Raw genomic sequence first — 26,875 nt, 5'->3', positions numbered from 1 at the left:
TGTGCAGATCCTCGAGTTCGTCCTGCAGGTGCTCCTCGGTATCACGAGCCTCCTGCTGACCCTCCTCATCCTGCTCCACAAGGGGCGCGGCGGCGGCCTGTCCGACATGTTCGGCGGCGGCATGACGTCCGCGCTCGGCTCGTCCGGACTCGCTGAGCGCAACCTCAACCGATTCACGGTGATCCTGGCCCTGGTGTGGTTCGTGGCCATCGTGGCGCTCGGCCTGATCACGAAGTTCCAGGCGCTCTGATGGCGACCGGAGGCAACGCGATCCGCGGCACCCGCGTCGGTGCCGGGCCGATGGGCGAGCAGGATCACGGGTTCCACGCAGATCGGGTGGCGGTGTCCTACTGGGACGCGCTCGGCAACGAGACCGTCCGGTACTTCGCCGCCGGGATCCCCGACGAGGAGATCCCCGACACGATCGACTCTCCGCACTCCGGTCTGCCGGCCGGTCGCGACAAGGCCAACCCGCCCGCGGTCGCGAAGACCGAGCCGTACAAGACGCACCTCGCGTACGTGAAGGAGCGCCGCACCGAGGAAGAGGCCGACGCCCTCCTCGACGACGCGCTGAAGCAGCTGCGCGAGCGTCGCGGCCAGGACTGACCACGACGGATTCAACAGAAGAGCGGATGCCTCGGCATCCGCTCTTCTGTTCGTTCCGGGGGCGATCCGACCCGGTTTCGCTTGGATCTCGATACACCGTCGCTTCGCGGCGGCACTCGACCTCGACCCGATTCGCATCAACGCGGGCTGCGCCCGCACCGATCCGAATCGCGTCAATACTCGCGGTCGATGAGCTCGGGCGGCACGTTGGCCGCGGCTGCCTGGTCGACGAAGAAGACCGTGCGCTTGCGGCCTTTGGCGCCCGCGGCCGGCACGCTGGCGTAGCTGGCGCCCGCGAGGGCGAGGCCGAGGGCCGCGGCCTTGTCGGCACCGGCGATGACCATCCAGACGCGCTTCGAGCTGTTGATGACGGGCCGGGTCATCGTGAGACGCTCGGGCGGCGGCTTGGGGGAGTCGCGCACGCCGAGCACCGAGCGGTCGGTGACGAGGATCTCCGGCCGGTCGGGGAACAGCGAGGCGATGTGGCCGTCCGGCCCGACACCGAGGAAGCAGACGTCGAACGACGGCCACGGTCCCTCCGATCCGGCGAAGCGCGCGAGTTCCTCGGCGTGGACGTCCGCCGCGGCGTCGAGGTCGAGGCCCTCGTCACTCGCCGGAGCGACGTGGAGGTTACCGGCGGGGATGTCGAGCGCGTCGAGGAGTGCGGCGCGCGACTGCTTCTCGTTGCGGTCGTCGTGGCCCTTCGGCACCCAGCGCTCGTCGCTCCACCAGAAGTGGACGCCGGACCAGTCGATCTTCTCGATGCGAGGGCTGCGGGCGGCTGCGGCCAAGACCGCCGCACCCATCGACCCGCCGGTGAGCGCGATGTGGGCGAGCTTGCCCTCGTCGACGCGCTTCGCGACGCGGCTCAGGAACCGTGCGGCGACCGCTTCGGCGAGCGTGGAGGGATCGGGGGAGATGACCACCCGCTTCTCGGCCCAGGCTTCAACCATCGTGGTCACTCACCACACGACTCATGCGTCCTGCGTCTCCTTCGTCGCCGGAGGGTCGAGCAGCTCCCAGCCCTCGGTGATCACTCGACCATACAGGACGTCCGGATCGAGGCGACGGAGCTCTTCGGCGAGGCACTCGCGCAGCGTGCGGCGCGGGAACGCGAGGTCGTGCGTGGGTTGACCCGGCTGGGTCAGGATCGCCACGCCGGGGCTCGGGCGCTCGAGGAGCACCTCGCCGCTCGGGCGCACGAGCGCGACGGACTTGATGCCGTGCGGCCACTCCTCGGCGTCGAGGTACGCCCAGTCGACGGGCACGTCCAGCGTGAGGCGCAGCCACGCCGCGAGGAGCGCGGTGGACGGCGAATCGGCCGCGCCGCGCACCCGCACTCCGACGACCGGCTCGTAGGGCGGCTGGTCGAGGATCGCAGCCAGCTGCTCGCGCCAGCGCGTCAGGCGCGTCCACGCGAGGTCGGTGTCGCCGGGTGCGTACTGCTCGCCGAGCCCGGCGACCCAGGCCGAGGGATCGGACTTCGTCGCAGCATCCGTGATCCTGCGCTGCGCGATGCGGCCGATCGAGGTCTTCGAGATGTTGGCGGGCGTGCGGTTGGGCCACCACACGACGACCGGCGCGTCGGGCAGCAGCAGGCCCGTGACCAGGCTCTCCAGGTTCGAGCGGCCGGCGTCGCCGAACGCGCGCAGCGTGACGACCTCGCTCGCGCCGGCGTCGCCGCCGACACGGATCTGCGCGTCGAGGCGGGACTCGCCGTCGTCGCCGTCGGGGATCATCAGCACGATGACGCGCATCGGGTGCTCACGCGACGCGTCGTTCGCCGCCTCGATCACCTCTTCGACGGCGCCCTCGCGCGTCAGGATGACGAGCGTCAGCACGCGGCCGAGCGCCACGGCCCCGCCCTCCTCGCGCACGTTGACGAGTGCACGGGAGATCTTGCTGACGGTGGTGTCGGGAAGGTCGACGATCACGGGCGCCTCCAGGTGCGACCATCGCGGGCGAGCATCTCGTCCGCGGAATCCGGGCCCCACGATCCGGGCGAGTACTGTTCGAGCGGTCCGCCCTGGGCCTCCCAGAACTTCTCGATCGGGTCGAGGATCTTCCACGACAGTTCGACCTCTTCGTGCCGCGGGAACAGCGGCGGGTCGCCGAGGAGCACATCGAGGATGAGGCGCTCGTAGGCCTCGGGGCTCGCCTCGGTGAAGGCGTGGCCGTAGCCGAAGTCCATCGTGACGTCGCGCACCTGGGCGCCCGCGCCCGGCACCTTGGAGCCGAAGCGGATCGTCACGCCCTCATCGGGCTGGACGCGGATCACGAGCGCGTTCTGGCCCTGACCCGAGGTCTGGCTGCGCGAGAACAGGAGCTCGGGGGCGCGCTTGAACACCACGGCGATCTCGGTGACTCGGCGGCCGAGGCGCTTGCCGGTGCGCAGGTAGAACGGCACGCCGGCCCAGCGGCGCGTGTTGACTTCGAGCGTGACGGCGGCGTACGTCTCAGTCGTGGACTGCGGGTCCATGCCGTCTTCCTCGAGGAAGCCGAGCACCTTCTCGCCGCCCTGCCATCCGCCGGCATACTGACCGCGGGCGGTCGAACGCCCGAGGTCCGCCGGGAGGGTGACCGCAGCGAGCACCTTCTCCTTCTCGGCGCGGAGGTCCTTCGCGTCGAACGAGATGGGTTCCTCCATCGCGGTGAGCGCCATGAGCTGCAGAAGGTGGTTCTGGATGACGTCGCGAGCGGCGCCGACACCGTCGTAGTAGCCGGCGCGGCCGCCCACCCCGATGTCCTCCGCCATCGTGATCTGCACGTGGTCGACGTAGTTGCGGTTCCAGATCGGCTCGTACAGCTCGTTCGCGAAGCGCAGCGCCAGGATGTTCTGGACCGTCTCCTTGCCGAGGTAGTGGTCGATGCGGAAGATCGAGTCCGTCGGGAACGCCGATCGCAGCACGTCGTTGAGAGCGCGTGCCGACTCCTGGTCGTGGCCGAACGGCTTCTCGATCACCACGCGGCGCCAGCGGTCGGGCTGGTCGGCGGTGTCGTCGACGAGGCCCGACGCCTTCAGCTGCTCCGCGACGAGGGGGAACGCCTTCGGCGGGATCGACAGGTAGTACGCGTGGTTGCCCATCGTGCCGCGCTCGGTGTCGAGTTTGTCGACGGTCTCCTTCAGGCGGCGGAAGGCCTCCGGGTCGTCGAACTCGCCGGAGACGAAGCGGATGCCCTGCAGCAGCTGCTGCCACGTCTCATCGCGGAACTCGGTGCGCGCGTGCTGGCGCACGGCGTCGTAGACGACCTTGGCGAAGTCCTGGTCCTCCCAGTCGCGCCGGGCGAAGCCGACGAGCGCGAAGCCGGGAGGCAGCAGCCCGCGGTTGGCGAGGTCGTAGACGGCCGGCATGAGCTTCTTGCGGGAGAGGTCTCCCGTGACCCCGAAGATCACGAGAGCACTCGGACCGGCGATCCGGTTGAGGCGACGGTCATCCGGGTCGCGCAGCGGGTTGCCGCCGCGTGAGATCTCGACTGTCATGTGGGAGCGTGTCTCCTACTGGGCCGCCTCGAAGAGCGAGAGCACTTCGATCCGGGGGTCGGTGAGCGTGAGCGTGACGACCGGGCGGCCGTGGCCATCCGCGAGCACGCTCGCGTCGCCCGCCGCCTGTGCCTGGATGAGCTGACCGAAGGTGAAGGGACGGTCGGGGATCTCGAGGTCGGTGTCGGTGCGCTCGAGGATCTGCAGGAAGACGCCGTTCGCCGGGCCGCCCTTGTGGAACTGTCCCGTCGAATGCAGGAACCGGGGGCCCCAGCCGAACGTCGTCGGGCGTCCGGAGTCGGCGGCGATGAGCTCCCGCAGTCCGGTGAGCTGGTCGAGTTCGAGCCGGTTGACGTAGGCCTGGATCGAGACGTAGCCGTCGGCGGGCAGACGCGACCAGAGCGCGTCGAGCACGCCGGCGACGGTGCCCGAGACTGCGAGCTCGGGGTCGGACACACGCACCTCGACGCCCTCGGCGGTGAACGCCGGCTCGGTCGGTTCGGGTCGTGCATCGAGCAGGCCGCGTGCGGCGATCTTGGCGGACTCGACGTCGGGCTGATCGAACGGGTTGATGCCGAGCATCTTGCCCGCGATCGCCGTGGCGTACTCCCAGACGACGAACTGTGCCCCGAGCGAGCCGCTGACGAGGACCTCGCCGTTGTGGTGCTCGAAGAGGTGGAACCGCTTCGCCTCGTCGACCAGGCGCACGATCTGCAGGTCGGCAGGGACGTTCTCGACCTCGGGCGAGACCGGGAGCAGGACGACGGGCAGGATGCCGGTGCCCTGCTTGCCCGTCGACTCCGCGACGAGCTGCTCGATCCAGTCCGGAAGGCCGACGATGTGCGTGCCGTCGGTGACCAGGCCGAGCTTGTCGCGACGGGGCTCGCCGCCGGCGATGGCCGCGGCGAGCACGAGCGCGGGGTTGTCGGGGCTGTCGATCGCGACCTCGAGCAGGGTCGCCTCCGCCTCGTCGAGGATCTCTGCGATGTCCACGCCGGCGAGACCGGCCGGAACCAGCCCGAACGCGGTGAGCGCCGAGTAGCGACCACCCACCGTGGGGTCGGCGTTGAAGACGGTGTAGCCGTCGGCGCGCGCCGCCTGGTCGAGCGGCGAACCCGGGTCGGTGACGACCACGATGCGCTCGACGGGGTCGATGCCGAGGTCGCGGAAGGCCGCCTCGAAGGCGCGCTTCGCCGAGTCGGTCTCGACGGTCGAGCCCGACTTGGACGACACGACGAGGACGGTCCTGCTGAGGTCGCCCTGCTGGGCGTCGCCGTCGATGGCGGCCAGGACCTGACCGGGGGCCGTGGAGTCGAGGATCACGAGCGGCACGCCGGCCGTCTGGGCGATCACCTCGGGCGCGAGCGACGAGCCGCCCATGCCCGCGAGCACGACGCGCGTGACACCCTTCGCGGCGAGCTGCTGGCGGAGCGCCTCGACCTGCGGCACGAGGGGACGCGAGACGCTGACCGCCTGCACCCAGCCGAGACGCTTGGACGCCTCTTCCTCGGCTGCCGGGCCCCACAGCGAGCCGTCGCCCGCGGTGATGCCCGACGCGACGAGGCTGGCGACGAGGCCGGGGAGGGTCTCGTCGACGACCGACTTGACGTGGCCGCTGAGGTGGATCTCGAAGCTCATCGTGCGACCTCGGGCGCGTTCTCGAGCGCGGTCTTGACCGTGCCCTGAAGGTCGTGCCACGAGGCGATGAACTTCGACACGCCCTCGTCTTCCAGCACCTGGGTGACGTCGGCGAAGTCGACGCCCGCGGCCGCGAGGTCGGCGAACACCTTGTGTGCGGCCGCGTAGGCGCCGGTGACGGCGTCGCCGGCGATCTGGCCGTGGTCGAACGTCGCCTCGAGGGTCTTCTCGGGCATCGTGTTCACGGTGCCGGGTGCGACGAGCTCGGTCACGTAGAGCGTGTCGGGCAGCGAGGGGTCCTTGACGCCGGTCGACGCCCACAGCGGGCGCTGTGCGTTCGCGCCGGCCTCGAGCAGCGCCTTGGCACGGTCGGTGGCGAACGCCTGCTCGTACAGCTCGTACGCCAGCCGCGCGTTGGCGACGCCGGCGAGCGACTTCAGCGCGACGGCCTCGTCGGTGCCGATGGCCTCGAGGCGCTTGTCGACCTCGGTGTCGACGCGCGACACGAAGAACGAGGCGACCGAGTGGATCTGAGACACGTCGTGTCCGGCATCCTTCGCCTTCTCGATTCCGGCGAGGTACGCCTCGATGACGTCGGCGTAGCGCTCCAGGCTGAAGATGAGCGTCACGTTCACCGAGATGCCCTCGGCGAGCACCGCGGTGATGGCCGGGAGGCCGGCCTTCGTCGCGGGGATCTTGATGTGCACGTTCGGGCGGTCGACGGTCGCCCACAGCTCCTTGGCCTGCGCGACGGTGGCGTCGGTGTCGTGAGCGAGATCGGGGGAGACCTCGATCGACACGCGGCCGTCCACGCCCTTCGTGGCGTCGTACACCGGGCGGAAGATGTCGGCCGCGTCGCGGACGTCATCGGTGGTCGCGGCGAAGATCGCCTCGTCGACCGACGCGCCCTTGGCCGCCAGCTGTGCGATCTGGTCGGCGTACGCGTGGCCGCCGCCGCCGATGGCGCCCTGGAAGATCGTCGGGTTCGTGGTGACGCCCGTGACGTTGCGCGTCGAGATGAGCTCGGTGAGGTTGCCCGACGTGATGCGCTCGCGCGACAGGTCGTCCAGCCAGATGCTCACGCCGGCGGCGGAGAGCTTTTCGGTGGGGGTGCTCATGCTGCGTTCTCCTTAAGGGATTCGCGAGCCGCCTCGACGACGGCGTCGGCGGTGATGCCGAACTTCTGGAAGAGGGTCTTGTAGTCGGCGGAGGCGCCGAAGTGGTCGATGGCGACCGAGCGGCCCTTGTCGCCGACGATGCCGCGCCACGTGAGCGCGGAGCCGGCCTCGACCGACACGCGCGCGGTGACCGACGCGGGCAGGACCGACTCGCGGTAGGCGTCGTCCTGCTCGGCGAACCACTCCAGCGAGGGAGCGGACACCACGCGGGCGTTCACGCCCTCGGCGGCGAGCGTCTCGCGCGCCGCGACGGCGAGCTGCACCTCGGAGCCGGTGGCGATGAGGATCACGTCGGGCGTTCCGCCGGGCGCTTCGGCCAGGACGTACGCACCCTTCGCGGCCAGCTCGGCCGATGCGAAGGTGTCACCGGATGCCTCGCCCTCACCGCGCGGGAACACCGGGATGTTCTGGCGGGTGAGCGCGATGCCGGCGGGTCCGGCGTTGCGGCGCAGCAGCTCGAGCCACGCGACGGCGGTCTCGTTCGCGTCGGCGGGGCGCACCACGGCGAAGTTGGGGATCGCGCGCAGCGTCGCGAGCTGCTCGACCGGCTGGTGCGTCGGGCCGTCCTCGCCCAGGGCGACCGAGTCGTGCGTCCAGACGAAGATCGACGGGATGTCCATCAGGGCGGCAAGGCGCACCGAGGGGCGCATGTAGTCGCTGAAGATGAGGAAGGTTCCACCGAACGCGCGAGTCGGGCCGTGCAGGACGATGCCGTTGACGATCGCGCCCATCGCGTGCTCGCGGATGCCGAAGTGCAGCACGCGGCCGTACGGGTCGCCCGACCACTCGTGGGTCGACCACTCGGCGGGGATGAAGCTCTTGCCGTCCTTGATCGTGGTCAGGTTCGACTCGGCCAGGTCGGCCGATCCGCCCCACAGCTCGGGGAGCTCCGCGGCGAGTGCGTTGATGACGACGCCCGACGCGGCACGCGTCGAGACGTCCTTGCCCGCCTCGAAGGAGGGCAGTGCCCCTGCGATGCCCTCCGGCAGCTCGCGGGCCTGCACACGGTCGAACAGGGCCTTGCGCTCGGGGTGGGCCGCGGCCCAGGCGTCGAAGGACTCCTGCCAGGCGGCGCGGGCATCGGCGGCGCGCTCGGCGAGCGAGCGCGTGTGTGCGAGCACGTCGTCGGCGACCACGAAGGACTGCTCGGGGTCGAAGCCGAGGACCTTCTTCGTCGCGGCGAGCTCATCGGCGCCGAGCGCCGACCCGTGGATCTTTCCGGTGTTCTGCTTGCCGGGCGAGGGCCAGCCGATGATGGTGCGCAGGATGATCAGCGACGGCTTGGCGGTCTCGCCCTTCGCCGCCTCGATCGCGGCGTAAAGCTCGGCGACGTCTTCGACGTACTCGCCGGACTTCTTCCAGTCCACGACCTGCACCTGCCAGCCGTAGGACTCGTACCGCTTCGCGACGTCCTCGGTGAAGGCGACGTTCGTGTCGTCCTCGATCGAGATCTGGTTCGAGTCGTAGATCGCGATGAGGTTGCCCAGCTGCTGGTGGCCGGCCAGGCTCGACGCCTCGGAGGTCACACCCTCCTGCAGGTCGCCGTCGCCGGCGATGACGTAGATGTGGTGGTCGAAGGGCGACTCGCCCGCCGGGGTCTCGGGGTCGAACAGGCCGCGCTCGTAGCGCGCCGCGTAGGCGAAGCCGACCGACGAGGCGAGGCCTTGGCCGAGCGGGCCGGTGGTGATCTCGACACCTGCAGTGTGCCCGTACTCCGGGTGTCCGGGCGTCTTCGAGCCCCACGTGCGCAGCGACTCGAGGTCTTCCAGCTCGAGGCCGAAGCCGCCGAGGTACAGCTGCACGTACTGCGTCAGCGACGAGTGTCCGGCCGACAGGATGAACCTGTCGCGCCCCACCCAGTGCGTGTCGGCCGGGTCGTGGCGCAGCACCCGCTGGTACAGCAGGTACGCGGCAGGTGCCAGGCTCATCGCGGTGCCGGGGTGGCCGTTGCCGACCTTCTCCACAGCGTCCGCAGCCAGCACACGAGCGGTGTCCACCGCGCGCCGATCGATCTCATCCCAACGCAGCTCCGACACGGGACCGCCTCTCTAATGAAGGTGCGCCCGACAGGGGCCGAACCACAGCCTTGTCCCGGGAGTGGGCGAAGGGGGATCGACGCGGGCGCGCGTGTGGTCTCAGCATAGCGAAGGGGCATGCCGCCCCGGCGATGTGAGCCGCTGTGTGACAGAGTCTTGCGGACCGGCCCGTGTTGTGCATGTCGTGGTCGTGTCGCATGCGTGACGTTTCGCTCACGCGAGTGCGCCGCCGAATGTGAGCGCCAGTCCGCGGCGGGGGATCTTCAGCCCCATGCCATAGACTTGAGTGATTTCTGCGGGCGGCGATTGCGGGGGAGATGGACATCACGACGACGGCGGGTGCCGAGGCATCCGCTCACTCTCCTCGCGAGTCCCGCCAGCCGCTCGGCCGCACCGTCCGCGCCTACATCGCGCTGATGAAGCCGCGCGTGCTCGAGCTGCTGCTCGTCACGACCGTTCCGGTGATGATCCTGGCCCAGGGCGGACTTCCCGACCTCTGGCTCGTGGTCGCGACGGTCATCGGCGGCACGGCCAGCGCGGGGTCGGCGGCCGCGTTCAACATGTACCTCGACCGCGACATCGACGCCCACATGCAGCGCACGGTCAACCGGCCGCTCGTCACCGGCGAGGTGTCGCCCCGCGGGGCGCTGATCTTCGCGTGGACGCTCGCGGTGTTCTCGACCGTGTGGCTGCTGTTCACGACCAACTGGCTCGCGGCCACGCTGTCGGCCGCCGCCATCTTCTTCTACGTCGTGATCTACACGATGATCCTCAAGCGCCGCACCGAGCAGAACATCGTCTGGGGCGGGATCGCCGGCTGCTTCCCGGTGCTGATCGGGTGGACGGCCGTCACCGGCTCGCTGGCCTGGCCGCCCGTCATCCTGTTCGTGCTCGTCTTCCTCTGGACGCCGCCGCACTACTGGCCGCTGTCGATGAAGTACAAGGACCAGTACGAAGGAGTCGACGTGCCCATGCTGGGCGCCACCCGCAACGGCTCGCAGGTCGGCCTGCAGGTCATCCTCTACGCGTGGGCCACCGTCGCGTGCTCGCTCCTGCTCATCCCCGTCGCCGGGATGGGGCTGGTCTACACCGTCTCGTCGCTCGTGTTCGGCGGCTGGTTCATCTACGAGTCGCACCGCCTCTACAACCGTGCGGTCCGCGGCACCGAGCCGCGTCCGATGCGGGTCTTCCACGCCTCGATCACCTACCTGACGCTGATCTTCGTCGCGATCGCGGTCGATCCGCTGCTCCCGTTCTGATCGTTCGATCCGCATCGAGGACCCGCGCATTCGACTGCGCGCCTAGGCTGACCCCGTGAGAGCACGTCATCGCGCGGCCGGCGCCGGCACGGCGATCGTCGCGGTGCTCGTGCTCGGCAGCGCGGGCGGATCGTGGGCGGATGACGCGGCCACCCCGTCTGCGACCGCGGCCACCCCGTCTGCGACGGCCACGCCGACTGCGATGGGATCCGTCGTCGTCGAACCGGCGCCCGCCGACGACCTCGCCGCCGCCGCCGCGCAACGGGTGGAGGCGATGTCGACGCGCGAGCAGGCTGCCTCCGTGGTGATGGGACACATCCCGACGACCGACCCCGGGGCGCTGAAGTCCTACATGCAGGCGACCGGGATCGGCGGCTTCATCCTGATGGGCGCCAATGTGCCGGGCGACGAGGCGACGCTTCGCGCCGTGACGGCAGCTCTGACGACGGATGCCGCCTTCCCGCCGGTGCTCGCGATCGACCAGGAGGGCGGCGACGTCTCACGACTGCCGTGGGACGACTTCCGCTCCTCGGTCGACCTCAAGAACGAGGCACCGGCCGCAGCCGAGACCGCGTTCGCCGGCCGGGGCGCGCTCGTCGGGCGCGCCGGTATCGGCGTGAACTTCGGGATCGTCGCCGACGAGACCGACGATCCCTCGTCGTTCATCTTCCGCCGCGCGCTCGGCACCACCCCTGCGGCCTCGGCCGATCGCGTCGCCGCAGCGGTGACGGGCGAGAGCAGCGCGGCGCTGTCCACGCTCAAGCACTTCCCGGGCCACGGCGCCGCCCCCGGCGACTCGCACCGCGGCGTCCCGTCCACGGACATGAGCAAGGACCAGTGGCTCAGCGGCCCGGCGCAGCCCTTCCGGTCCGGCATCGACGCCGGGGCGCCGCTGCTGATGTTCGGCCATCTCGCGTACACCGCGGTGGATGCGCGGCCGGCGACCCTTTCGGCCGAGTGGCACCGCATCGCGCGCGAGGAACTCGGCTTCGACGGAGTGGCGGTCACCGACGACCTCGGCATGCTCGAGGCATCGGGAATCTCGTCCTACTCCGACCCCGTCGCCAACGCGGTGGCGGCGCTGGCCGCCGGGAACGACCTGCTGCTGTCGGTGATGTTCACGTCGGCCGACAGCGCACCGCGCATCGTCGACGGCATCGTCGCGGCGGTGGACGCGGGGACGCTCCCGCCCGAACGCCTGCGCGAGGCGGCGACGCGGGTGGCGCAGCTGCGCCTGCAGCTGGCGGCGGACGGCCGCGGACTCCTGCCCTGCGGCGACTGTCCGCCGGTCGGCTGACTCAAGAGGCGTCGAGCGCGTCGACGGCGTCGAGGAGTCGCGCGCGCAGCGCCTGGCCGCGCTCGGCGAAGCCGCGTTGCGCGCGCACGTACCCGGCCTTGCCCTCGACCGTTTCGATCCGCACGGGCGCGTAGCCCCAGTCGGCGAGGTCGTAGGGCGAGGCCTGCATGTCGAGCGTGCGGATGTCGCGGGCGAGGGCGAAGGTGTCGAGCAGGAGGTCGCCCGGAACGAGGGGCCCGAGCTTGACCGCCCACTTGTAGAGGTCCATGCCCGCGTGGAGGCATCCGGGCTGCTCGAGGTCGGTCTGGCGCTCGCGCGTCGGCTCGTCGCGGTTGAGTGGCACGGCCGCCGGCGTGAAGAAGCGGAACGCGTCGAAGTGCGTGCACCTCAGGTCATGGGCCTCCACGACGGCGTCCGTGGCCTCCTGGCCCAGGCGCAGCGGCACCTCGTGGCGGTGCCCGCGCTCACGGTAGACCATCGCCCATTCGTGCAGGCCGAAGCATCCGAAGCTGCCCGCTCGTCCGGCGGTCGCGCGCAGGATGCGGCCGATGTTGGCGATGAGAGCACCGCGCTCGGCGCGCAACGCGGCCGCGTCGAGGGTCAGGGCGCCCGGGGTGTCGCCCGCGGCGTACCAGCGCCAGCCTGCCCGGTCGGTGCCGGCAGCCTCGGCGAGCTCGATGCCCGCGCCCGGGTGCCAGCGCCGCAGCAGCGACGGCTTGTAGGAGTAGTACGTGAAGAGGAAGTCCTCGACGGGATGCTTCTCACCGCGCGCCGCTCGTCGCCGGTGCGCCGCCGTCAGCTCGTCGGCCCGCGCGCGGTGAGCGGACTCCCGTGCGCGCCAGTCGGCCGCGCGGAGCACGGGGCGCTGGGGCGGGGCGATCGTCACCGTTCGAGGATACGCACGACCACCATGGCATCCGCCGGGAGTCGCTCACGGCGCGGACGATACGGATCAGTCGTCGACGGGCTCGATCAGCTCGGGGGAGTTGTTGCGCACGTTGCCCACGGCCTTCGACACGACATGGTCGTCGAGTGTCTCCGCCAGCGCCGGCGCGGCGTCGATGGCGGCGTCGAGCACGTCGCGCACGTTGTCGGTCGTCGGGTCGAGCCACGCATCGGCGTGGTCGGCGTCGAGGAACAGTGGCATGCGGTCGTGGATGGAACCCAGGCGGCCGATCGAGTCGCGCGTGAGGATCGTGAAGCTCAGGAGCCAGCGGGTCGGGTCGTCGTCGCCCTTCGCCTTGTCGCGCCACCACTCGTAGAGACCCGCCATGAACAGAGGAGATCCGTCGGCGGGGTGGATGTAGTGCGGCGTCTTCACGCCGTCTTCGGTCTTCCACTCGTAGTAGCCCGAGGTCGGAACCACGGCGCGCCGCTTCTCGAGGGCGCTGCGGAACATCGGCTTGGCCTCGAGCTCTTCGGACCGTGCGTTGAAGGCGCGGGCGCCGATCTTCGGATCTTTCGCCCACCCCGGCACGAGGCCCCACCGCGCGCTCTCGAGCCGTCGGGTCGGCAGTTCTTCTTTCAGTGAGTCGAGCACGATCGCCACCTGCGCGGTCGGCGCGACGTTGTACGACGGCTCGGGAAGGTCGTCGCCCTCGACGTCGACCCGCAGCACGCCGACGAGGTCGGAACCGGCACTGGCCACCACGAAGCGTCCGCACATGCCGTCAGCCTACGCGCGGGCTCCGACGTCGGACCGGGCTCAGTGCGGGATGACGCCGGCTGCTTCGAGCCGCTCCAGCAGCCCGGCGCCGTCGGAGTCGGTCACCCACGGCACCGCTGCGGCGGAGTGGTCGTTGACGGCTGTGCGACCGCCCGCGAGCACGGCCTCGGCGGGCGACAGGCGACGGATCGCCACGCCGACGACGTTCTGGGGATGCTCGGCGGTGAAGGTCGTGTACAGCTCGTCGTCGTGCTGGCCGTCGTCGCCGAGCAGCAACCACCGCACGTGCGGGAACTCCTCGGCCAGACGGCGGAGGTTCGAGAGCTTGTGGGCCTGACCGCTGCGGAACCAGCGGTCGTGCGTGGGTCCCCAGTCGGTCAGCAGCAGTGCGCCGGGTGGGAAGAGGTGACGCGTGAGGAAGCGCATGAGCGTCGGCGCGATGTTCCACGCGCCCGTCGACAGGTAGATCACCGGGGCGCCGGGATGCTCGCGCACCACGCGCTCCATCAGGACCGCCATGCCGGGTACCGGCTGGCGTGCGTGCTCGTCGACGACGAACGAGTTCCAGGCGGCGAGCAGCGGGCGGGGGAGCGCCGTGACCATGACCGTGTCGTCCACGTCCGACACGACGCCGAACGTCACGTCCGGGCCGACGACGAAGACGCGGGTCTCGACGGGCTCGCCGTCTTCGACCGACATCGTGAAGGTCTGCCAGCCGGCTTCGAGCGTTGCGGGGAGCCGGACGTCGATGACACCGCCGCGATCGGCGACCACGTCATGGCGCACGCCGGCGATCGTGACGGTCACCTGCGCATAGCCGATCGGCACGGCCACGAAGCTGCGCCAGCCGCGCACGCTGGCGTACTCGCCCGACTCGGTCTTCTTGACCGGCGGCACGATCATGACCCTGCCGAGCACGCGCACCCACTCGGTTCCGGCGTATCCGGGGAAGGGTGTCACGGTCGGAGTCTGGCCGCGGCGCCGGGCGCGCCGCTCACGCCAGGAGTGGAAGCGGTACTCGAGCCGTGCGAGCCACAGCACCTTGGTGCGAGGGGTCGTCGCTTTCTCGGGCATCCCCTCAGTCTTCCACGTCCTCCTCCACGCGACCTGCACGGGCGGGGGAGTGACCGTGGTCGAGGTGCTTGCGCTCGATCCGCTCGATGACCTTCTTGCTGACGTAGATGAGCACCAGGAACAGCACGATGATGCCGACGAAGATGTAGCCGGCGTAATGCAGCTGATCCGCGAGCTGGCGGTACGTTCCCGCGGCCACCGAGGCGACCGAGATGTACAGCCCCGCCCAGATCACGCACGCCGGCAGCGTCCACGCGAGGAACCGGCGGTACGGGTAGCCGCTCATGCCGACGGTGAGCGGCACGAGCGAGTGGAGAACCGGCAGGAAGCGGGAGATGAAGATCGCCGGGCCGCCGCGCCGCAGCAGGTACCGTTCCGACCTGGCCCAGTTCTCGTGGCCGATCTTGCGGCCGAGCCAGGAGTGCTCGATCTTCGGTCCGAGGAAGCGGCCGAGCCAGAAGCCGATGCTCTCGCCGATGAGGGCGCCGACCACGACGGCGACGCCGAGCAGCACACCCTCGAGGGGCGAGGCGACCGCTGTCGCCGCCACGATGACGATCGTGTCGCCGGGGACGACGAGTCCGATCAGCACGCTCGTCTCGAGCATGATCGCGAGGCCTGCGAGCACCGTCCTGAGAACCGGATCGACGCTCTGCACCGCGTCGAGCAGCCACGACAGGAACTCGTTCACCCCACGAGCCTAGAACCCCGACCCGCCCTCTAGCCTGGGAACATGTCGGACTCCCTCGTCGCGGTCGAGCTGACGGACTGGGTGGATCCGGCGTCCGTCTTCTCGAGCCTTCACGCCCACGACGCGCACGCCTTCTGGCTGGATGCCGGCCCGGATGTCTCCGACGGCTGGAGCTGGGTCGGTGCGGGCGTGCCCGAGCCCGACCCCGAGTCCGTCCGGGCGGTGCCGTGCGCGACGTCGGATGCCGACGCGTGGGAGGCGGGCAGGTTCCGCGGGGGCTGGGTCGGCTGGCTCGGCTACGACGATGCCGCGGAGCGCGCCGGCGCCCCGGCCCGATTCGATGACGGGATGCCGCGGCAGCAGTGGCTCAGGGTCGAGCGGTTCCTCGCCTTCGACCACGCGGCCCGGCGGGTGTGGGCCGTGGCCCCGGGCGCCGAGGCGGAAGCCCTGGCCGCCGCGGTTGCCCAGCTCGACCCCACGCCGCCCGTCCCGGCACCTGCGCCGACGGCGGCGACGGCCCGCTCCCGGCACAGCGCCGAGGAGTACGCCGGGCTGATCGGGCGTTGCCGCGATGCGATCCGCGAGGGCGACGCCTATCAGCTGTGCCTGACGACGCGCTTCGACGTCGACGCGACGCTCGACACGCTCGAGACCTACCTGCGCCTGCGGGCGGCGACGCCCGCTCACCACGGCGGTTTGGTGCGGTCGGGCGCGGTCGCCCTCGCGAGCGCCAGCCCGGAGCGGTTCCTCGAGGTCGAGGGCGGCATCGTCCGCACGCGCCCGATCAAGGGGACGAGGCCGCGCAGCGCCGATCCTGCGACGGACGCCGAGCTGGCCGACGAGCTGCGCACCGACGTGAAGGAGCGCGCCGAGAACGTCATGATCGTCGACCTCATGCGCAACGACCTCTCACGGGTCTGCGTCCCGGGCTCGGTCGGCGTCGACGGCCTCCTGCAGGTCGAGTCCTACCCGCACGTGCACCAGCTCGTCAGCACCGTCTCGGGAGCGCTGACGCCGGGCGTCACGGTCGGCGGGCTGCTGGATGCCGCGTTCCCCGCCGGCAGCATGACCGGGGCGCCGAAGCTCTCGGCCATGACGATCCTGCACCGCCTGGAGAACGGCCCGCGCGGCGTCTTCGCGGGGTGCTTCGGCTGGGTGGGGACGGACGGCGCGCTGGATCTCGCGATGGTGATCCGCTCCATCGTCGTGCACGACGGCGGCGCGTATGTCGGCGCCGGCGGAGGGATCACGTGGCGATCGGATGCCGCGGCCGAGGTCGCCGAGGTGGGGATCAAGGCGCGGGGGCCGCTCGCCGCCCTCGGCGCCTCCCTGCCGCCCGGCTGGTGAGGGCGCCGTTCCGGTAACCTGGAGTTTCGCGCTGCGCGCGCGTCTCCGGCATCCGTTCGATTGGTTCCCTCGTGTCACAGACCCTCCCGCCCGACACCACCGCGCCCTCCGAGGGCGGCGGCTACGACGCGTACGCCATCCAGCAGAAGTGGCAGCAGCGCTGGGCGGAGGCCGACCCGTTCCGCGCGGGCGGTGACGACGACACGCGCCCGCGCAAGTACGTGCTCGGGATGTTCCCGTACCCGTCGGGCGACCTGCACATGGGCCACGCCGAGAACTACGCCTACGTCGACGTCGTCGCGCGCTTCTGGCGTCACCGCGGCTACAACGTCCTGAACCCGATCGGGTGGGACTCGTTCGGCCTCCCGGCGGAGAACGCGGCGATCCAGCGCGGTGCCGACCCGCGCGAGTGGACCTACGCCAACATCGAGCAGCACAAGAAGAGCTTCCGCGAGTACGGCTCGTCGTACGACTGGTCCCGCATCCTGCACACCAGCGACCCCGAGTACTACCGCTGGAACCAGTGGCTGTTCCAGCGCCTGTACGAGCGCGGCCTGGCCTACCGCAAGGAGAGCCCGGTCAACTGGTGCCCCAACGACCAGACCGTGCTCGCCAACGAGCAGGTCATCGACGGCCACTGCGAGCGGTGCGGCTACGAGGTCATCAAGAAGAAGCTCACGCAGTGGTACTTCAAGATCACCGACTACGCCGACCGGCTGCTCGACGACCTCAACCAGCTCGAGGGGTTCTGGCCGCAGAAGGTCATCCGCATGCAGCGGAACTGGATCGGCCGTTCGATCGGCGCCGACATCGAGTTCGAGATCGAGGGCCGTGACGAACGCGTCACCGTCTTCTCGACGCGGCCCGACACGCTGCACGGCGCCACGTTCTTCGTCGTGGCGCCCGACAGCGACCTCGCCGCCGAGCTGGCGGCGGGCGCATCACCCGAGGTGCGCGTGCGCTTCCAGGATTACCTGGAGCGCGTCCAGCGCGAGACCGACATCGAGCGCCAGAGCACCGACCGTCCGAAGACCGGCGTGTTCCTCGACCGCTACGCGATCAACCCGATCAACGGCGAGCGGCTGCCGATCTGGGCCGCCGACTACGTGCTGGCCGACTACGGTCACGGCGCCGTCATGGCCGTGCCCGCCCACGACCAGCGCGACCTCGACTTCGCCCGCGCCTTCGACCTGCCGGTCAAGGTCGTCGTCGACACGACCGCGCCCATCACCGGAGCGATCCCGGTCATCGAGCTCGACGACGACGGCGTTCCGATCGATCCCGGTGCGGACGAGGCATCCCTCGACGATCTCGACCCGGCCAAGACGGGCATCGCGCTCACCGGCGAGGGCCGGATGATCAACTCCGGCGCGCTCGACGGCCTGTCCAAGCGCAACGCCATCGCCCGCATCATCGAGCAGCTCGAAGCCGCGGGTGTGGGTCGCGCGGCGAAGTCGTACCGTCTGCGCGACTGGCTCATCTCGCGCCAGCGCTTCTGGGGCACGCCGATCCCCATGATCCACACCGCCGACGGACGCATCGTTCCGGTGCCCGACGACCAGCTGCCGCTGCAGCTGCCCGACGCGCACGGCCTCGACCTGGCGCCCAAGGGCACGTCGCCGCTCGGCGGCGCGTCGGAGTGGATGCAGACGGTCGACCCCGAGACCGGCGAGCCCGCCCTGCGCGACGCCGACACGATGGACACGTTCGTCGACAGCTCGTGGTACTTCCTGCGCTTCCTCGCCTCGAACGACCCGACGCAGGCGTTCCCGACGCGCGAGGCCGACCGCTGGGCGCCCGTCGACTCGTACATCGGCGGCGTCGAGCACGCGATCCTGCACCTGCTCTACGCGCGCTTCATCACCAAAGTCCTGTACGACATGGGCCTGATCGACTTCACCGAGCCCTTCACCAGCCTGATCAACCAGGGCATGGTGCTGCTCGGCGGCTCGAAGATGTCGAAGAGCAAGGGGAACCTGGTCGAGTTCGCGTCGAGCATGGTCGACCCCGGCGCCGACGCGGTGCGCACCGCGATCGCGTTCGCCGGTCCGGTCGAGGACGACATCAACTGGGAGGACGTCTCGACGACCGGCGCCCAGAAGTTCCTCGCCCGCGCGTGGCGCATCGCGAAGGACGTCACGAGCGACCCCGACGTGATCTGGGCCGAGGGCGATCCTGCGCTGCGGCGTGTCACGCACCGCCTGCTCGCCGACGCCCCGGGTCTCGTCGAGCACAACAAGTTCAACGTCGTGGTCGCCCGCCTGATGGAACTGGTGAATGCGACCCGCAAGGCGATCGACACCGGCGCCGGCCCCGCCGACCCGGCGGTGCGCGAGGCCTCCGAAGCCACCGCGATGATCCTCGACCTCTTCGCGCCGCACACGGCGGAGGAGATGTGGGAGATCCTCGGGTACGACGGGTTCGTCGGGCTCGCCACGTGGCGCTCGGCAGACCCGACGCTGCTGGTCGAGGAGTCCGTGACGTCGGTCGTCCAGATCGACGGCAAGGTGCGCGCGACGCTGCAGGTTCCCGCGCGGATCGACGCCGCTGAGCTCGAGCGGCTCGCTCGCGCCGACGAGCGCGTCGTGCGTTCGCTGGCGGGCCGGGAGATCACGCGTGCCGTCGTGCGCCCGCCGAAGGTCGTCAGCTTCAGCACGCACTAGCGGTGGGGTCATCGGGCCTGAGTCGCCGGGTATGGCGCGTCGGCGGTGCGAAGCGCGGTGTGCCCACAGGGCGTCCGGGGTCGTACCGTGTGTCTTACTGAGAGCCGCCTCGCGCCTCCGGCTCGTCTCGGAGCGGCGCGCCCATTCGATCGCGCCGCAGGAGCCCGCTCTGTGACGTGAGATCTGGCCATGCAGGCTGGGTCCGCGCAGACTCACAGCGGTCGCCACAAGCGCTCGAATAGGGAACCTCGCGTGAGCAAAGCATCGGCCGGGCTAATCGTACGCATGAGGCCCGCGTAGCTGAGTTGCCGCGCACAGCCAGCGGCCGCGGCGGTTGAGCTCGCTCAAAATGAGCCCATGAGGACCGCTCAGGGGGCGGCGCGGTAGGTGATCTCCCAATAGTGAAACGCGATGGTGTCGTCGGGTAGCGCGCGCTGAACCTCGTCGTACAAGCGCTCTCCTTCAGCTCGATGTTGGTCCGCAGTGGCCTGGTCCGGCCAGCCGTGCTGCCAGTCGAAGAGCTGCTCGAACTGGTCCGCCCACTCCCGCACTTCACGCTCGAGCTCTGGCGGGAGCGCAGGGTCCCCGTCGGCGCACAGCCCATCAGCAGCCCAGAATGGCCAGCGGGCACCGTAGTCGTTGGAAAGGCGGTAACGCATGTGGCGATTCTCTACCGACAGCCGTTCGACGCACAGACAGCGACCGGCGTCCGTGCGGGACCTCGAACCGCCGTCGCCCATCCACGCAGAGGTGGGGCTCGCGCTTGAGGTCAGTGGCTGTCGGCCTCTCCCTCCGGGTAGACCATCACGCCCACTTCCTGAAGTGTCTTGCTCAAGCGCGCGCGCTCATCACCCGTCTCGTAAGCGTCGGTAAACACCACGTTGGGCGCGTCGGCGGAAGTGAGGTGGTGCCCTGTTGCGCGGAGGGCGGCGACGGCACTGTCGGGGAGCAGGTATGCCTCCACCGATTCGGTTGGGCTTCCCATCCGCAGTGCGGCGCCGCGAGCGTTGAACGAGTCCGGGCTCTGACACGCTGACCCTACGACCCAGTCATCCGCCGACACGTCAATGCTGCTGATCACGCACAGCTCGCCCGAGGCGCTGAACGCGGTGAAGATCGCCGCGTGCCCGGTGGTGCCAACCAGTCGCAGCGTGCCCGGGTCAATCTTGTCGCCGAGGTTGGCGAACTCGAAGTCATCGGGCAACGCGCTGCCCGGCGAGACGGTGTTGGCGTCGTTCAGCAGGGCGAGATCGTAGCTGTCCGCCGAGTAGCCGGATCCCGGTGATGCAGCGGCGAGCGCGGATATACCCACGATGGCTCCGGTGAGCCCGGCGATCCAACAGAGTCTCGTACTCTTCTTCATGGCAGACCCCTCGTGTCACGGGAACCCTTGCGATTTCCGGTGCTATCAGGCCTCTTGTGGAGTTTCTAGCACTCGCATACCACTGCCGCAAGGCCGGCATTTCCAGATCGGACACCGCCGCGTGCTCTACGTTCGGCGCCCAGTAGGACTTCCGGCTCCGGCTGTGTCGCGATCACTCCCGACCGGAGCATTCCCGTCTCGCTCACCCACCGACTTGCGCCCCCGCCATCACCGCGTAAGCGTGCTCTGCCCGTTCACCACGACCTGTCTGGCTGAAGTATGTCTAGTACGTGACACCCAGTGAGAAGGTGATCCAGAACAGCAGTGCATAAGCCAGTGGCACGGCGGCGATGAGCCCGATTAGCGTGGCCCAGGCGTAGACGGGCGAAGCCAAGTGCTGGACCCACCTATCAGAGCGGCCGTGACGACTCATCGACTTGCGAAGTGCCCGGCTCCGGCCCTCTCGCCCAGCCCGCAGCAAACCGACACCTGATACCACGGCGATCGGGACGAGCACAAAGACCGCTGCGAATCCGGCGAGCAGTACGGCGATCGAGACCAGATAGCTGACTCTGCTGGGCGAGTCACCGGAGGCTTCGAAGTTCAAGTCCGTTGCGATGATGGCACCGAAGTATCCGCCGGCTGCGAGGACCATCGCGGCCCATAATGACCGTCCAGCCCAGGCGAGACGTGCCGTGAGTAGGTTGCGCTCCGCGAAAGGAACAGGCTTTGGAAGGCCGGCGAGCACGACACAGCCGAAGCCGACGAGGGCAAACACGAGAGCGTAGAGGGCCAGAAGCATCAGCACCGTGCCGATCGGCTTCAGGCCACCAAGCCAAAGGAATAGGCCAACCAGGAACACGACGACAAGGGACGATACGAGCGCCAGCACTGCGACGCGGGGCGGGATCCCCCGGAAGTCTCTCATCCTGCGATCCTCCCGCAGGCAAACCGGAACGCCCGGCTCCTCGGCTGGCAGAAAGGAAAGTTCATGCCCAGATCACTCAGCGACGCGGTAGACGACCGCCGATCGCGCCGCAGTTCAGCACTGTCGCCCGCACCGGCGCGCACCGCTGCGCTGATTGCTCCTCAACCGGATACTGGGCTGATGACCCAACATCGACTGCGGCGAATCACCGCGGGCAGCATCACTGCGATGGCAGTGTTGGTCATCGCCGGCTGCTCGAGCGGGTACGACAGCGTGTTGTGGCGGCAGATGGATCGGCAGGAGGCCGAGGCCTACCAACTGATTGACGAGTCCGAGTCTTTGGCGGTGTCACCCGCCGGATTCGTTGCCGATCTAAGAAGTTCGCCGACCTATTGGGACGGGCACACGTTGCCGCAAGTGGATCCGGAAGAACCAGCGACGTTCTATTACGACGTTCGTGGCCCCGACGTGAATCAGTTGGGCGCCCCCGTTGTCTCGTTCGATGTTCTGGTGCACTCGGGTGCACGGCCGCCAGGTGCACCGCGGGAGGAACCAGGAGGCGAGTCAAGCGGACCCTACGCCGGGCCTCCGTCCGTCTACACCTGCTACACCCTCGCCGTGGCGTTCACGGCCGAGCGCATGTGGCAAACGCGCCGTTCGAACGACGGTGGGGAAGAGCTCCTTTCCTGTCCACCGGAACTGGTAGAGGTAATTGGCGAACGAGCCCGGTACGAGCTGCCTACTGACTTCGACGGTTAGGCCGCCGCCGCTGCTTGCACGATGAGCGACCCGCAATCGGGCTTGGTGTCACCATGAGCCACAGTTCGGGCGGAGAATGGGGCGATGAACATCGAGGTCCTGCATATCGACGAGTGCCCGAGTTGGGTCGAAGCCGGGAACCGCCTCCGCGATGCACTGAATGAAGCCGGGTTCAGTGAGACGGCAATCATCTATCGGTTGATCAGCACGCCCGAAGATGCAGCCCAGTTTTCCTTCGCGGGTTCGCCCACCATCACGATCGACGGCCAGGATCTCTTCCCGAGCGGTGGGCGCACTACCGACCTCGCCTGCAGGGTCTATCCGACTCCCACTGGTTTGGCTGGCCTCCCCACAGCCGAACAGCTCGTCGACGCGATCGCCGCCTATGGACACTGACGCGGCGGTCCAGTGTTCCTGCTGCGGCCGAACCCTGCCCCGCCGCCGAGTGCACGCATTGCACGGCACCGCCGCCTACGTGTGCCGACGCTGTGGTTTGTGGATCGCGTTGCGGCCGCACAAACGATAGACGCGGATGACTGAGCACTGACATTGAGCGCTATCCGAACGCCGCCACCAAGCGCAAAGCTCCACGGGCCGGGGCCGGCGAGGCCGAGCCTGCGATCGCCCGGCCAATTCCATGAGACGTCGCATAAGGCATGGGTTACGAGGCAGGAGGCTGGTGGTGGTGGCGCCTATTCGTCCTTCATCTCGGTGAGCACCTCGAAGGGTGATTCGACGTCGCCGCGCCATGCTTCGATGCCTTCACGGACGGCGAGGGCGGCGACGATGAGGGCGGCGACGGAGTCTGCCCACCACCATCCGAAGAGGCTGTTGAGGATGAGGCCCACGAATACGGCTCCGGACAGGTAGACGCAGAGCAGCAGTTGGCGTGCGTCGGCGAGAACACTCTTGGATCCGAGTTCGCGGCCGGTGCGGGTCTCAAACCAGGCGAGCAAAGGCATCACGAGCAGGCTGAGTGCGGTGATTCCGATCCCTAGCGGGCTGTGCTCTGGGCCTTCTTGCGAGATGAGACTGACGATGGCGTCGATGCTGACGTAGGCGGCAAGGGCGAAGAACGCGAGTCCAATCGCCCGGACGGTCGCTTTCTCCCAACGCTCTGGGTCCTTTCGCGTGAACTGCCAGGCGACCGCGACTGCGGAGAGGACCTCCACGACGGAGTCCAGGCCGAAGCCGATCAGTGCCGCTGAGGATGCCAGCACACCCGCGGTGATCGCGACGACTGCTTCGATCACGTTGTAGGTGATGGTGAACGCCACGATGAAACGGACGCGGCGGTGCAGCCGCTCCCGGCGTTCGGTCGTCAACGCGGTCACGATGCAACCTCACAGCAACCGGGAACGGTGCACGCGGCGTCCAGGCACGGGGCATCCTCATCGACGGCCAGGGCGACATCAACGAGCGCAGTGAGGGCAGCAGTGAGATGCGGGTCGGAGATCTCGTAGCGGGTCTGCCGGCCTTCCGGTTCCGCAACAACGATCCCGCAATCGCGAAGGCATGTCAGATGATTCGAGACATTCGAGCGAGTCAGGTCGAGATCGCGAGCCAGCACGGCCGGGTAACTTGGCCCCTCCAGCAGGGTCATCAGAATCCGTGATCGGGACGCGTCGGCCATGGCGCGGCCGAGGCGGTTCATCACGTCCAGACGAGTCGTTATGGTCAGCATTCGCTGATCATACAGTCTCCGCTGTATTGACGGGCGGGAGATGCTCCCTACTCCGAGCACAGCTCGCTGGAGGATCCCGACGATCGGGACACTTGGGGGTAACGTGGCCGTCGATGTTCCGCACAGGCCATGGAGAAGGCCATCTATGAATCGCCTGCCCAAGGGATTGTGGCCCACTGAATACCGTTCCACGTATCCCGCAGTTCTGCATCGGATTTCGGAAGAGCAAGGGCTCGCAGATCTGCCAACTGCGCGGCAGCCCAACGGGCATCGCGGAGCAACGAGCGAGATCCTCCCAGCTCCGCCAGAGCCCTTGACGCACCACCCCCGTGCGCAATCGCATTGCGGACGCCGTAAACCTGGTCGTATCGCTTGAACCGCTCCTCACGTAGAGCGGGGTTGCGTTCGAGAAGCGCGAAACGCCCCTTGCTGACGGCGCCGGGGGCAGCGTCTTTCCCAGTCAGTATCGAGTCGAGCGCGACGCAGACAGCCAGCGCCGCGTCATCCTCGGACGATGCCCAGAAGGCGCGCGCGTACCATCTCGCTGCCACGCGGAGCCGTTGCGCAAGGGCATCGTCCGCCTGAAGCAACTCTGCGATCACACGTTGCTCATCGCCCGCGAGCAGCTTGTCGATGGGCATCGGGTCAGCGCTGAACCAATGGAATCCGTTTCGGCTTCCGAAGCCGCCAATAGACAGAACGCGTGCACCCAGCTCGCCCGCTCCCCTTTCGGTGAGCAAACTTCCTAGCGCGCTCCTGTCCAGCGTGACCCCACGGACACCGGGACGATTGGTGGCACCTCGTCCGGAATGAATCCCGTGACTCTCGAGGTGCCTTGAGTACATCAGCGTCAACCCCACCAGGTCCTCAAGCGAGCGCTCGAAATCGTTGTACGCGAGACGCTCTTGTCGGTTGCTCGCCGCCGTCGCCACTACATACGATCCGAACTCGCGCGTGAGCTGTGCCGTGTGGTGCCTGAGAGCGTCGGTTGATGGTGCGTCAAGTTTCAACACCCCGGCCAGTCGTCTCGCGTCTTCCTCCGATGCCAAGTGAGCGAGCGTAAGCCCTCCGATCGTCTGGGGCTCAGAGTGCCATGTCACGTTGGCAAGGGCAGCCACCACACGAACCGACTGAGGCTTCAGTATCCGGTCGACCGCGGACTCCAGATCAGTCTGGGGGTTTACCGCGATATGAGCGAGCAACTGGAGAACGACCGTCCAGACATCTTCATCGCGCCAGACTTCGCGCACTTGGGGCATCCGAAGGAGGCTTTCGACCGCGTCGGTAAGGGTTGCAATGCCCGCATCATCGACGGTCATCGACCCATCGGGCCCTGTAAAGGCCCTGAGGGGTGATGCACGGTAGTCGGGGTCGACCCATGCCCATCCGATGCGTGGGTCAGCATCAGTGCTGCGCACCGTGGCTCGCGCCCGCTCCAGCCCCGCGATGATTGATGCCTTCTGGTCCTTGACCTTCATTGCATCTTCCTTTGCGCTCCGCGACCACACGGCTGGCCTCGATGAATCCGGGTGGATCGAGCACGAACTGCTCAGTGCAGTTGTGGCGCCGATTGCATCACCGGGATCTCGTCAACATATCTTTACTCCATGACGCTCATCGCCGCCGTCGCCCACGACTCCGGGATATCCATCGCTGCCGATACAAAGGTGACGTACGAGGATGATGCCATCGCGTCCGCGCGGGTCTTCGATCTCGCGCTCCCCAAGATAGTCCTCCTACGGGATGAACTTGCCGTAGCTATCTCGGGCGCCCGCCCGACCGCGCTGATTCGACAGTTGATTGACCGCCGTGATCAGGAGCTGGGCGAGATCATCGAACACCTTCGTGGCGTTGAGGATGCAGGTTTCATCGTCGCCTCGCTTGGTGGACCATCTATCTGGACCGTTAGCGACGGAGCCGTAGAAAGTGTGGCAGCCGGCGAGCTGGCACTAGAAGGCGATGACACGGCCTTCGATGATTTCGCCATGCTCTTCGAGGACTCGCGGCGTGCTTGCGGAGCAGGGCACGGCCTATACATGGCCATGGACAGTCTCGCGGGCCCGGGGCCGTGGGGTCGACACCCAAGCGTCGGCGGCTACAGTCTTGTGGCAGTGACTAGCGGCGACGGCTTCCGATTTGCTAGCCGTCCGACGACCATCGCACCCCGCGCAGAGCAGCCGGCCCAAGTATCGTCCCGTGATTCCGATCTTCGCGTCAGAATTCCGCTACCAAGTGGGAACTCGTCCTGGTACCAGTCGTTGGTGTTCGGTGGCCGAGGCCGAACGCCCGGCGCGGTGGGCATCTATGTGCTTCAGGCTCAGGCGGGTCGGCTGTTCACCCACGCCCGCCCCTACGAAGGCATGACGCTCTCCGCGTCTGACGCCGATGACTTCGGAAGGCTCGCACTCGAGCATGGTCAGGAGTTGCACCTCATCCAAAGTCCCCTGCCGCCGTTGTGAACGAGGTGTTACAACCTCAGTAGGCTCGAGCCCGAACCGACGACATCACAGCGTGGCTACCGCTCGCCACTGCAACGACCGCCCCTGGCCCTGCTTACGATCGACGCATGGATCGCGACCCGGTAGCCATCAGGAAACGACTGGTCTCACACATTTGCTCGCGACCTCCGGCGCCTGTGAGCCCAGGCAAGCCAAGGCCGCGGGACGACTCCGAACAGCAAGACCTCATCCTCACGGAAGTCAGTCGTCAGTTACAGGACGTCATGGCGCGGCAGACGAATGCCGTCACTCGGGGCTCGATCGTAGTGGGCGCTGCCGCCGCGACGTCGATCGCGCTGACGGCGACTGCTGAGTCGCCATGGGCGCTGATCCCGATCGTCATCGGCGCAATCGCCGCAGTTTATGGGTTCTTGTCACTCTGGCTATGGAAGACGCACGCAGCAATGCTCACGCCGGATGTCGCAAAGATCTACCAAGCCGCACCTGCGGCAGCGCTTCGCAACTCGTTCATAAGCGACCTGTTGACTGAGCTACGCAGTGCTCGCGCCGACCTGAATCGCAAGAATCGCCACATCCGACGCGCGATGATTATCGCAGCAGTGTCGTGGGCCTCTGCGATAATCGTGACCATCCTCGATGTATTGGGAGCTCTGTAGGGAGTTGGATATGGGCAACGAGTCATCGACTGGCGACACGCACTCCGTTCCTGCGGCAGCCCCCATGCTTCCGAGCATGGTCGGTGAGAC

26 protein-coding genes are annotated in these 26,875 nt (G+C 68.5%); 10 read left to right on the top strand and 16 right to left on the bottom strand.

What is annotated here, in order from left to right; all coding sequences use genetic code 11:
• The first annotated feature begins 1 nt into the window (after position 1).
• Both secG and ACFC1W_RS11135 read left to right on the top strand, forming a co-directional pair.
• Positions 2 to 250, top strand: a complete 249-nt coding sequence (secG, locus tag ACFC1W_RS11140; protein ID WP_191766317.1) for a preprotein translocase subunit SecG — start codon at positions 2 to 4, stop codon at positions 248 to 250.
• On the top strand, positions 250 to 606 hold the full coding sequence (locus ACFC1W_RS11135; protein ID WP_191766318.1) for an RNA polymerase-binding protein RbpA: 357 nt from the start codon (positions 250 to 252) through the stop codon (positions 604 to 606). The genes secG and ACFC1W_RS11135 overlap by 1 nt, the downstream gene beginning before the upstream one ends.
• A gap of 173 nt (positions 607 to 779) precedes the next feature.
• Here the strand turns inward: ACFC1W_RS11135 and pgl are convergent, their stop codons facing one another.
• The 6 genes from pgl to tkt are packed head-to-tail and all read right to left on the bottom strand — an operon-like array spanning position 780 to position 8,939.
• On the bottom strand, positions 780 to 1,559 hold the full coding sequence (gene pgl, locus ACFC1W_RS11130) for a 6-phosphogluconolactonase (RefSeq protein WP_375992312.1): 780 nt from the start codon (positions 1,557 to 1,559) through the stop codon (positions 780 to 782).
• A gap of 21 nt (positions 1,560 to 1,580) precedes the next feature.
• The gene (locus tag ACFC1W_RS11125; RefSeq protein WP_375992310.1) at positions 1,581 to 2,540 is read right to left on the bottom strand and encodes a glucose-6-phosphate dehydrogenase assembly protein OpcA; all 960 of its coding nucleotides are present in this window, start codon (positions 2,538 to 2,540) and stop codon (positions 1,581 to 1,583) included.
• Positions 2,537 to 4,087 (bottom strand): glucose-6-phosphate dehydrogenase, encoded by a 1,551-nt coding sequence (zwf, locus tag ACFC1W_RS11120; RefSeq protein ID WP_375992308.1) that lies wholly within the window; start codon positions 4,085 to 4,087, stop codon positions 2,537 to 2,539. The genes ACFC1W_RS11125 and zwf overlap by 4 nt, the downstream gene beginning before the upstream one ends.
• A 15-nt stretch (positions 4,088 to 4,102) precedes the next feature.
• Entirely contained in the window at positions 4,103 to 5,725 is a 1,623-nt protein-coding gene (locus ACFC1W_RS11115) for a glucose-6-phosphate isomerase (protein WP_375992306.1), read from the bottom strand.
• A complete protein-coding gene (gene tal / locus ACFC1W_RS11110) occupies positions 5,722 to 6,843 on the bottom strand; it encodes a transaldolase (RefSeq protein WP_375992303.1) in 1,122 nt (373 codons plus the stop codon). The genes ACFC1W_RS11115 and tal overlap by 4 nt, the downstream gene beginning before the upstream one ends.
• Positions 6,840 to 8,939 carry a transketolase gene (gene tkt, locus ACFC1W_RS11105; RefSeq protein ID WP_375992300.1) on the bottom strand — a complete coding sequence of 700 codons (2,100 nt, stop codon included), beginning with the start codon at positions 8,937 to 8,939 and terminating at the stop codon, positions 6,840 to 6,842. Before tkt ends, tal begins: the two co-directional genes overlap by 4 nt.
• Positions 8,940 to 9,256: 317 nt before the next feature.
• Here tkt and ACFC1W_RS11100 point away from each other — a divergent pair, with 317 nt between their 5' ends.
• Both ACFC1W_RS11100 and ACFC1W_RS11095 read left to right on the top strand, forming a co-directional pair.
• Positions 9,257 to 10,198 (top strand): heme o synthase, encoded by a 942-nt coding sequence (locus ACFC1W_RS11100; RefSeq protein ID WP_375992297.1) that lies wholly within the window; start codon positions 9,257 to 9,259, stop codon positions 10,196 to 10,198.
• 55 nt (positions 10,199 to 10,253) lie between these two features.
• Complete coding sequence (locus tag ACFC1W_RS11095) at positions 10,254 to 11,495, top strand: glycoside hydrolase family 3 N-terminal domain-containing protein (RefSeq protein WP_375992294.1); 1,242 nt, start codon at positions 10,254 to 10,256, stop codon at positions 11,493 to 11,495.
• A 1-nt stretch (position 11,496) separates the two neighbouring features.
• Here the strand turns inward: ACFC1W_RS11095 and ACFC1W_RS11090 are convergent, their stop codons facing one another.
• The 4 genes from ACFC1W_RS11090 to ACFC1W_RS11075 form a co-directional block, all read right to left on the bottom strand.
• Positions 11,497 to 12,381, bottom strand: coding sequence for a 3-methyladenine DNA glycosylase (locus ACFC1W_RS11090; protein ID WP_375992291.1), 885 nt, complete (start codon positions 12,379 to 12,381; stop codon positions 11,497 to 11,499).
• Positions 12,382 to 12,447: 66 nt separating this feature from the next.
• On the bottom strand, positions 12,448 to 13,161 hold the full coding sequence (locus ACFC1W_RS11085; protein ID WP_375992288.1) for an SOS response-associated peptidase: 714 nt from the start codon (positions 13,159 to 13,161) through the stop codon (positions 12,448 to 12,450).
• 39 nt (positions 13,162 to 13,200) lie between these two features.
• Complete coding sequence (locus ACFC1W_RS11080) at positions 13,201 to 14,235, bottom strand: App1 family protein (protein ID WP_375992285.1); 1,035 nt, start codon at positions 14,233 to 14,235, stop codon at positions 13,201 to 13,203.
• Between the two features lie 4 nt (positions 14,236 to 14,239).
• Positions 14,240 to 14,926 (bottom strand): DedA family protein, encoded by a 687-nt coding sequence (locus ACFC1W_RS11075; RefSeq protein WP_375992282.1) that lies wholly within the window; start codon positions 14,924 to 14,926, stop codon positions 14,240 to 14,242.
• 42 nt (positions 14,927 to 14,968) lie between these two features.
• Here ACFC1W_RS11075 and pabB point away from each other — a divergent pair, with 42 nt between their 5' ends.
• Positions 14,969 to 16,273: an aminodeoxychorismate synthase component I gene (gene pabB, locus ACFC1W_RS11070; RefSeq protein ID WP_375992279.1), complete on the top strand. Its 1,305-nt coding sequence runs from the start codon at positions 14,969 to 14,971 to the stop codon at positions 16,271 to 16,273.
• 71 nt (positions 16,274 to 16,344) lie between these two features.
• On the top strand, positions 16,345 to 18,936 hold the full coding sequence (gene leuS, locus ACFC1W_RS11065; RefSeq protein WP_375992276.1) for a leucine--tRNA ligase: 2,592 nt from the start codon (positions 16,345 to 16,347) through the stop codon (positions 18,934 to 18,936).
• A gap of 368 nt (positions 18,937 to 19,304) precedes the next feature.
• On the opposite strand, the gene ACFC1W_RS11060 is transcribed toward leuS, so the two are convergent.
• The 3 genes from ACFC1W_RS11060 to ACFC1W_RS11050 form a co-directional block, all read right to left on the bottom strand.
• Positions 19,305 to 19,595, bottom strand: coding sequence for a hypothetical protein (locus ACFC1W_RS11060; protein WP_375992273.1), 291 nt, complete (start codon positions 19,593 to 19,595; stop codon positions 19,305 to 19,307).
• 110 nt (positions 19,596 to 19,705) lie between these two features.
• Positions 19,706 to 20,299: a hypothetical protein gene (locus tag ACFC1W_RS11055; protein WP_375992270.1), complete on the bottom strand. Its 594-nt coding sequence runs from the start codon at positions 20,297 to 20,299 to the stop codon at positions 19,706 to 19,708.
• 283 nt (positions 20,300 to 20,582) lie between these two features.
• Positions 20,583 to 21,227: a hypothetical protein gene (locus ACFC1W_RS11050; protein ID WP_375992267.1), complete on the bottom strand. Its 645-nt coding sequence runs from the start codon at positions 21,225 to 21,227 to the stop codon at positions 20,583 to 20,585.
• Between the two features lie 63 nt (positions 21,228 to 21,290).
• Here ACFC1W_RS11050 and ACFC1W_RS11045 point away from each other — a divergent pair, with 63 nt between their 5' ends.
• Both ACFC1W_RS11045 and ACFC1W_RS11040 read left to right on the top strand, forming a co-directional pair.
• Positions 21,291 to 21,986, top strand: coding sequence for a hypothetical protein (locus ACFC1W_RS11045; protein ID WP_375992265.1), 696 nt, complete (start codon positions 21,291 to 21,293; stop codon positions 21,984 to 21,986).
• An 84-nt stretch (positions 21,987 to 22,070) separates the two neighbouring features.
• Positions 22,071 to 22,382: a thioredoxin family protein gene (locus ACFC1W_RS11040; RefSeq protein WP_375992262.1), complete on the top strand. Its 312-nt coding sequence runs from the start codon at positions 22,071 to 22,073 to the stop codon at positions 22,380 to 22,382.
• 296 nt (positions 22,383 to 22,678) lie between these two features.
• Here the strand turns inward: ACFC1W_RS11040 and ACFC1W_RS11035 are convergent, their stop codons facing one another.
• The 3 genes from ACFC1W_RS11035 to ACFC1W_RS11025 all read right to left on the bottom strand — a co-directional run bounded on the left by ACFC1W_RS11035 (position 22,679) and on the right by ACFC1W_RS11025 (position 25,148).
• Positions 22,679 to 23,320 (bottom strand): cation diffusion facilitator family transporter, encoded by a 642-nt coding sequence (locus tag ACFC1W_RS11035; RefSeq protein WP_375992260.1) that lies wholly within the window; start codon positions 23,318 to 23,320, stop codon positions 22,679 to 22,681.
• Positions 23,317 to 23,670 carry an ArsR/SmtB family transcription factor gene (locus tag ACFC1W_RS11030; protein WP_375992258.1) on the bottom strand — a complete coding sequence of 118 codons (354 nt, stop codon included), beginning with the start codon at positions 23,668 to 23,670 and terminating at the stop codon, positions 23,317 to 23,319. The genes ACFC1W_RS11035 and ACFC1W_RS11030 overlap by 4 nt, the downstream gene beginning before the upstream one ends.
• A gap of 143 nt (positions 23,671 to 23,813) precedes the next feature.
• Entirely contained in the window at positions 23,814 to 25,148 is a 1,335-nt protein-coding gene (locus tag ACFC1W_RS11025) for a hypothetical protein (RefSeq protein WP_375992256.1), read from the bottom strand.
• Positions 25,149 to 25,277: 129 nt separating this feature from the next.
• On the opposite strand from ACFC1W_RS11025, the gene ACFC1W_RS11020 reads away from it, so the two are divergent.
• On the top strand, positions 25,278 to 26,129 hold the full coding sequence (locus ACFC1W_RS11020; protein WP_375992253.1) for a hypothetical protein: 852 nt from the start codon (positions 25,278 to 25,280) through the stop codon (positions 26,127 to 26,129).
• Between the two features lie 107 nt (positions 26,130 to 26,236).
• Positions 26,237 to 26,785 carry a hypothetical protein gene (locus ACFC1W_RS11015; protein WP_375992250.1) on the top strand — a complete coding sequence of 183 codons (549 nt, stop codon included), beginning with the start codon at positions 26,237 to 26,239 and terminating at the stop codon, positions 26,783 to 26,785.
• Positions 26,786 to 26,875 lie beyond the last annotated feature (90 nt).

The sequence above is a fragment of the Microbacterium sp. NPDC056003 genome (assembly GCF_042274785.1).
Taxonomy (GTDB): domain Bacteria; phylum Actinomycetota; class Actinomycetes; order Actinomycetales; family Microbacteriaceae; genus Microbacterium.
This window is presented reverse-complemented; position numbering and strand designations above follow the sequence as displayed.

What these genes read in the sequence shown, in the direction of transcription:
- ACFC1W_RS11135 (WP_191766318.1), top strand. Translation starts at nt 250, where the DNA reads ATGGCGACCGGAGGCAACGCGATCCGCGGCACCCGCGTCGGTGCCGGG.
- pgl (WP_375992312.1), bottom strand. Translation starts at nt 1,559, where the DNA reads ATGGTTGAAGCCTGGGCCGAGAAGCGGGTGGTCATCTCCCCCGATCCC.
- zwf (WP_375992308.1), bottom strand. Translation starts at nt 4,087, where the DNA reads ATGACAGTCGAGATCTCACGCGGCGGCAACCCGCTGCGCGACCCGGAT.
- ACFC1W_RS11115 (WP_375992306.1), bottom strand. Translation starts at nt 5,725, where the DNA reads ATGAGCTTCGAGATCCACCTCAGCGGCCACGTCAAGTCGGTCGTCGAC.
- tal (WP_375992303.1), bottom strand. Translation starts at nt 6,843, where the DNA reads ATGAGCACCCCCACCGAAAAGCTCTCCGCCGCCGGCGTGAGCATCTGG.
- ACFC1W_RS11100 (WP_375992297.1), top strand. Translation starts at nt 9,257, where the DNA reads ATGGACATCACGACGACGGCGGGTGCCGAGGCATCCGCTCACTCTCCT.
- ACFC1W_RS11085 (WP_375992288.1), bottom strand. Translation starts at nt 13,161, where the DNA reads ATGTGCGGACGCTTCGTGGTGGCCAGTGCCGGTTCCGACCTCGTCGGC.
- ACFC1W_RS11080 (WP_375992285.1), bottom strand. Translation starts at nt 14,235, where the DNA reads ATGCCCGAGAAAGCGACGACCCCTCGCACCAAGGTGCTGTGGCTCGCA.
- pabB (WP_375992279.1), top strand. Translation starts at nt 14,969, where the DNA reads ATGTCGGACTCCCTCGTCGCGGTCGAGCTGACGGACTGGGTGGATCCG.
- ACFC1W_RS11060 (WP_375992273.1), bottom strand. Translation starts at nt 19,595, where the DNA reads ATGCGTTACCGCCTTTCCAACGACTACGGTGCCCGCTGGCCATTCTGG.
- ACFC1W_RS11055 (WP_375992270.1), bottom strand. Translation starts at nt 20,299, where the DNA reads ATGAAGAAGAGTACGAGACTCTGTTGGATCGCCGGGCTCACCGGAGCC.
- ACFC1W_RS11050 (WP_375992267.1), bottom strand. Translation starts at nt 21,227, where the DNA reads ATGAGAGACTTCCGGGGGATCCCGCCCCGCGTCGCAGTGCTGGCGCTC.
- ACFC1W_RS11045 (WP_375992265.1), top strand. Translation starts at nt 21,291, where the DNA reads ATGCCCAGATCACTCAGCGACGCGGTAGACGACCGCCGATCGCGCCGC.
- ACFC1W_RS11040 (WP_375992262.1), top strand. Translation starts at nt 22,071, where the DNA reads ATGAACATCGAGGTCCTGCATATCGACGAGTGCCCGAGTTGGGTCGAA.
- ACFC1W_RS11030 (WP_375992258.1), bottom strand. Translation starts at nt 23,670, where the DNA reads ATGCTGACCATAACGACTCGTCTGGACGTGATGAACCGCCTCGGCCGC.
- ACFC1W_RS11025 (WP_375992256.1), bottom strand. Translation starts at nt 25,148, where the DNA reads ATGAAGGTCAAGGACCAGAAGGCATCAATCATCGCGGGGCTGGAGCGG.
- ACFC1W_RS11020 (WP_375992253.1), top strand. Translation starts at nt 25,278, where the DNA reads ATGACGCTCATCGCCGCCGTCGCCCACGACTCCGGGATATCCATCGCT.
- ACFC1W_RS11015 (WP_375992250.1), top strand. Translation starts at nt 26,237, where the DNA reads ATGGATCGCGACCCGGTAGCCATCAGGAAACGACTGGTCTCACACATT.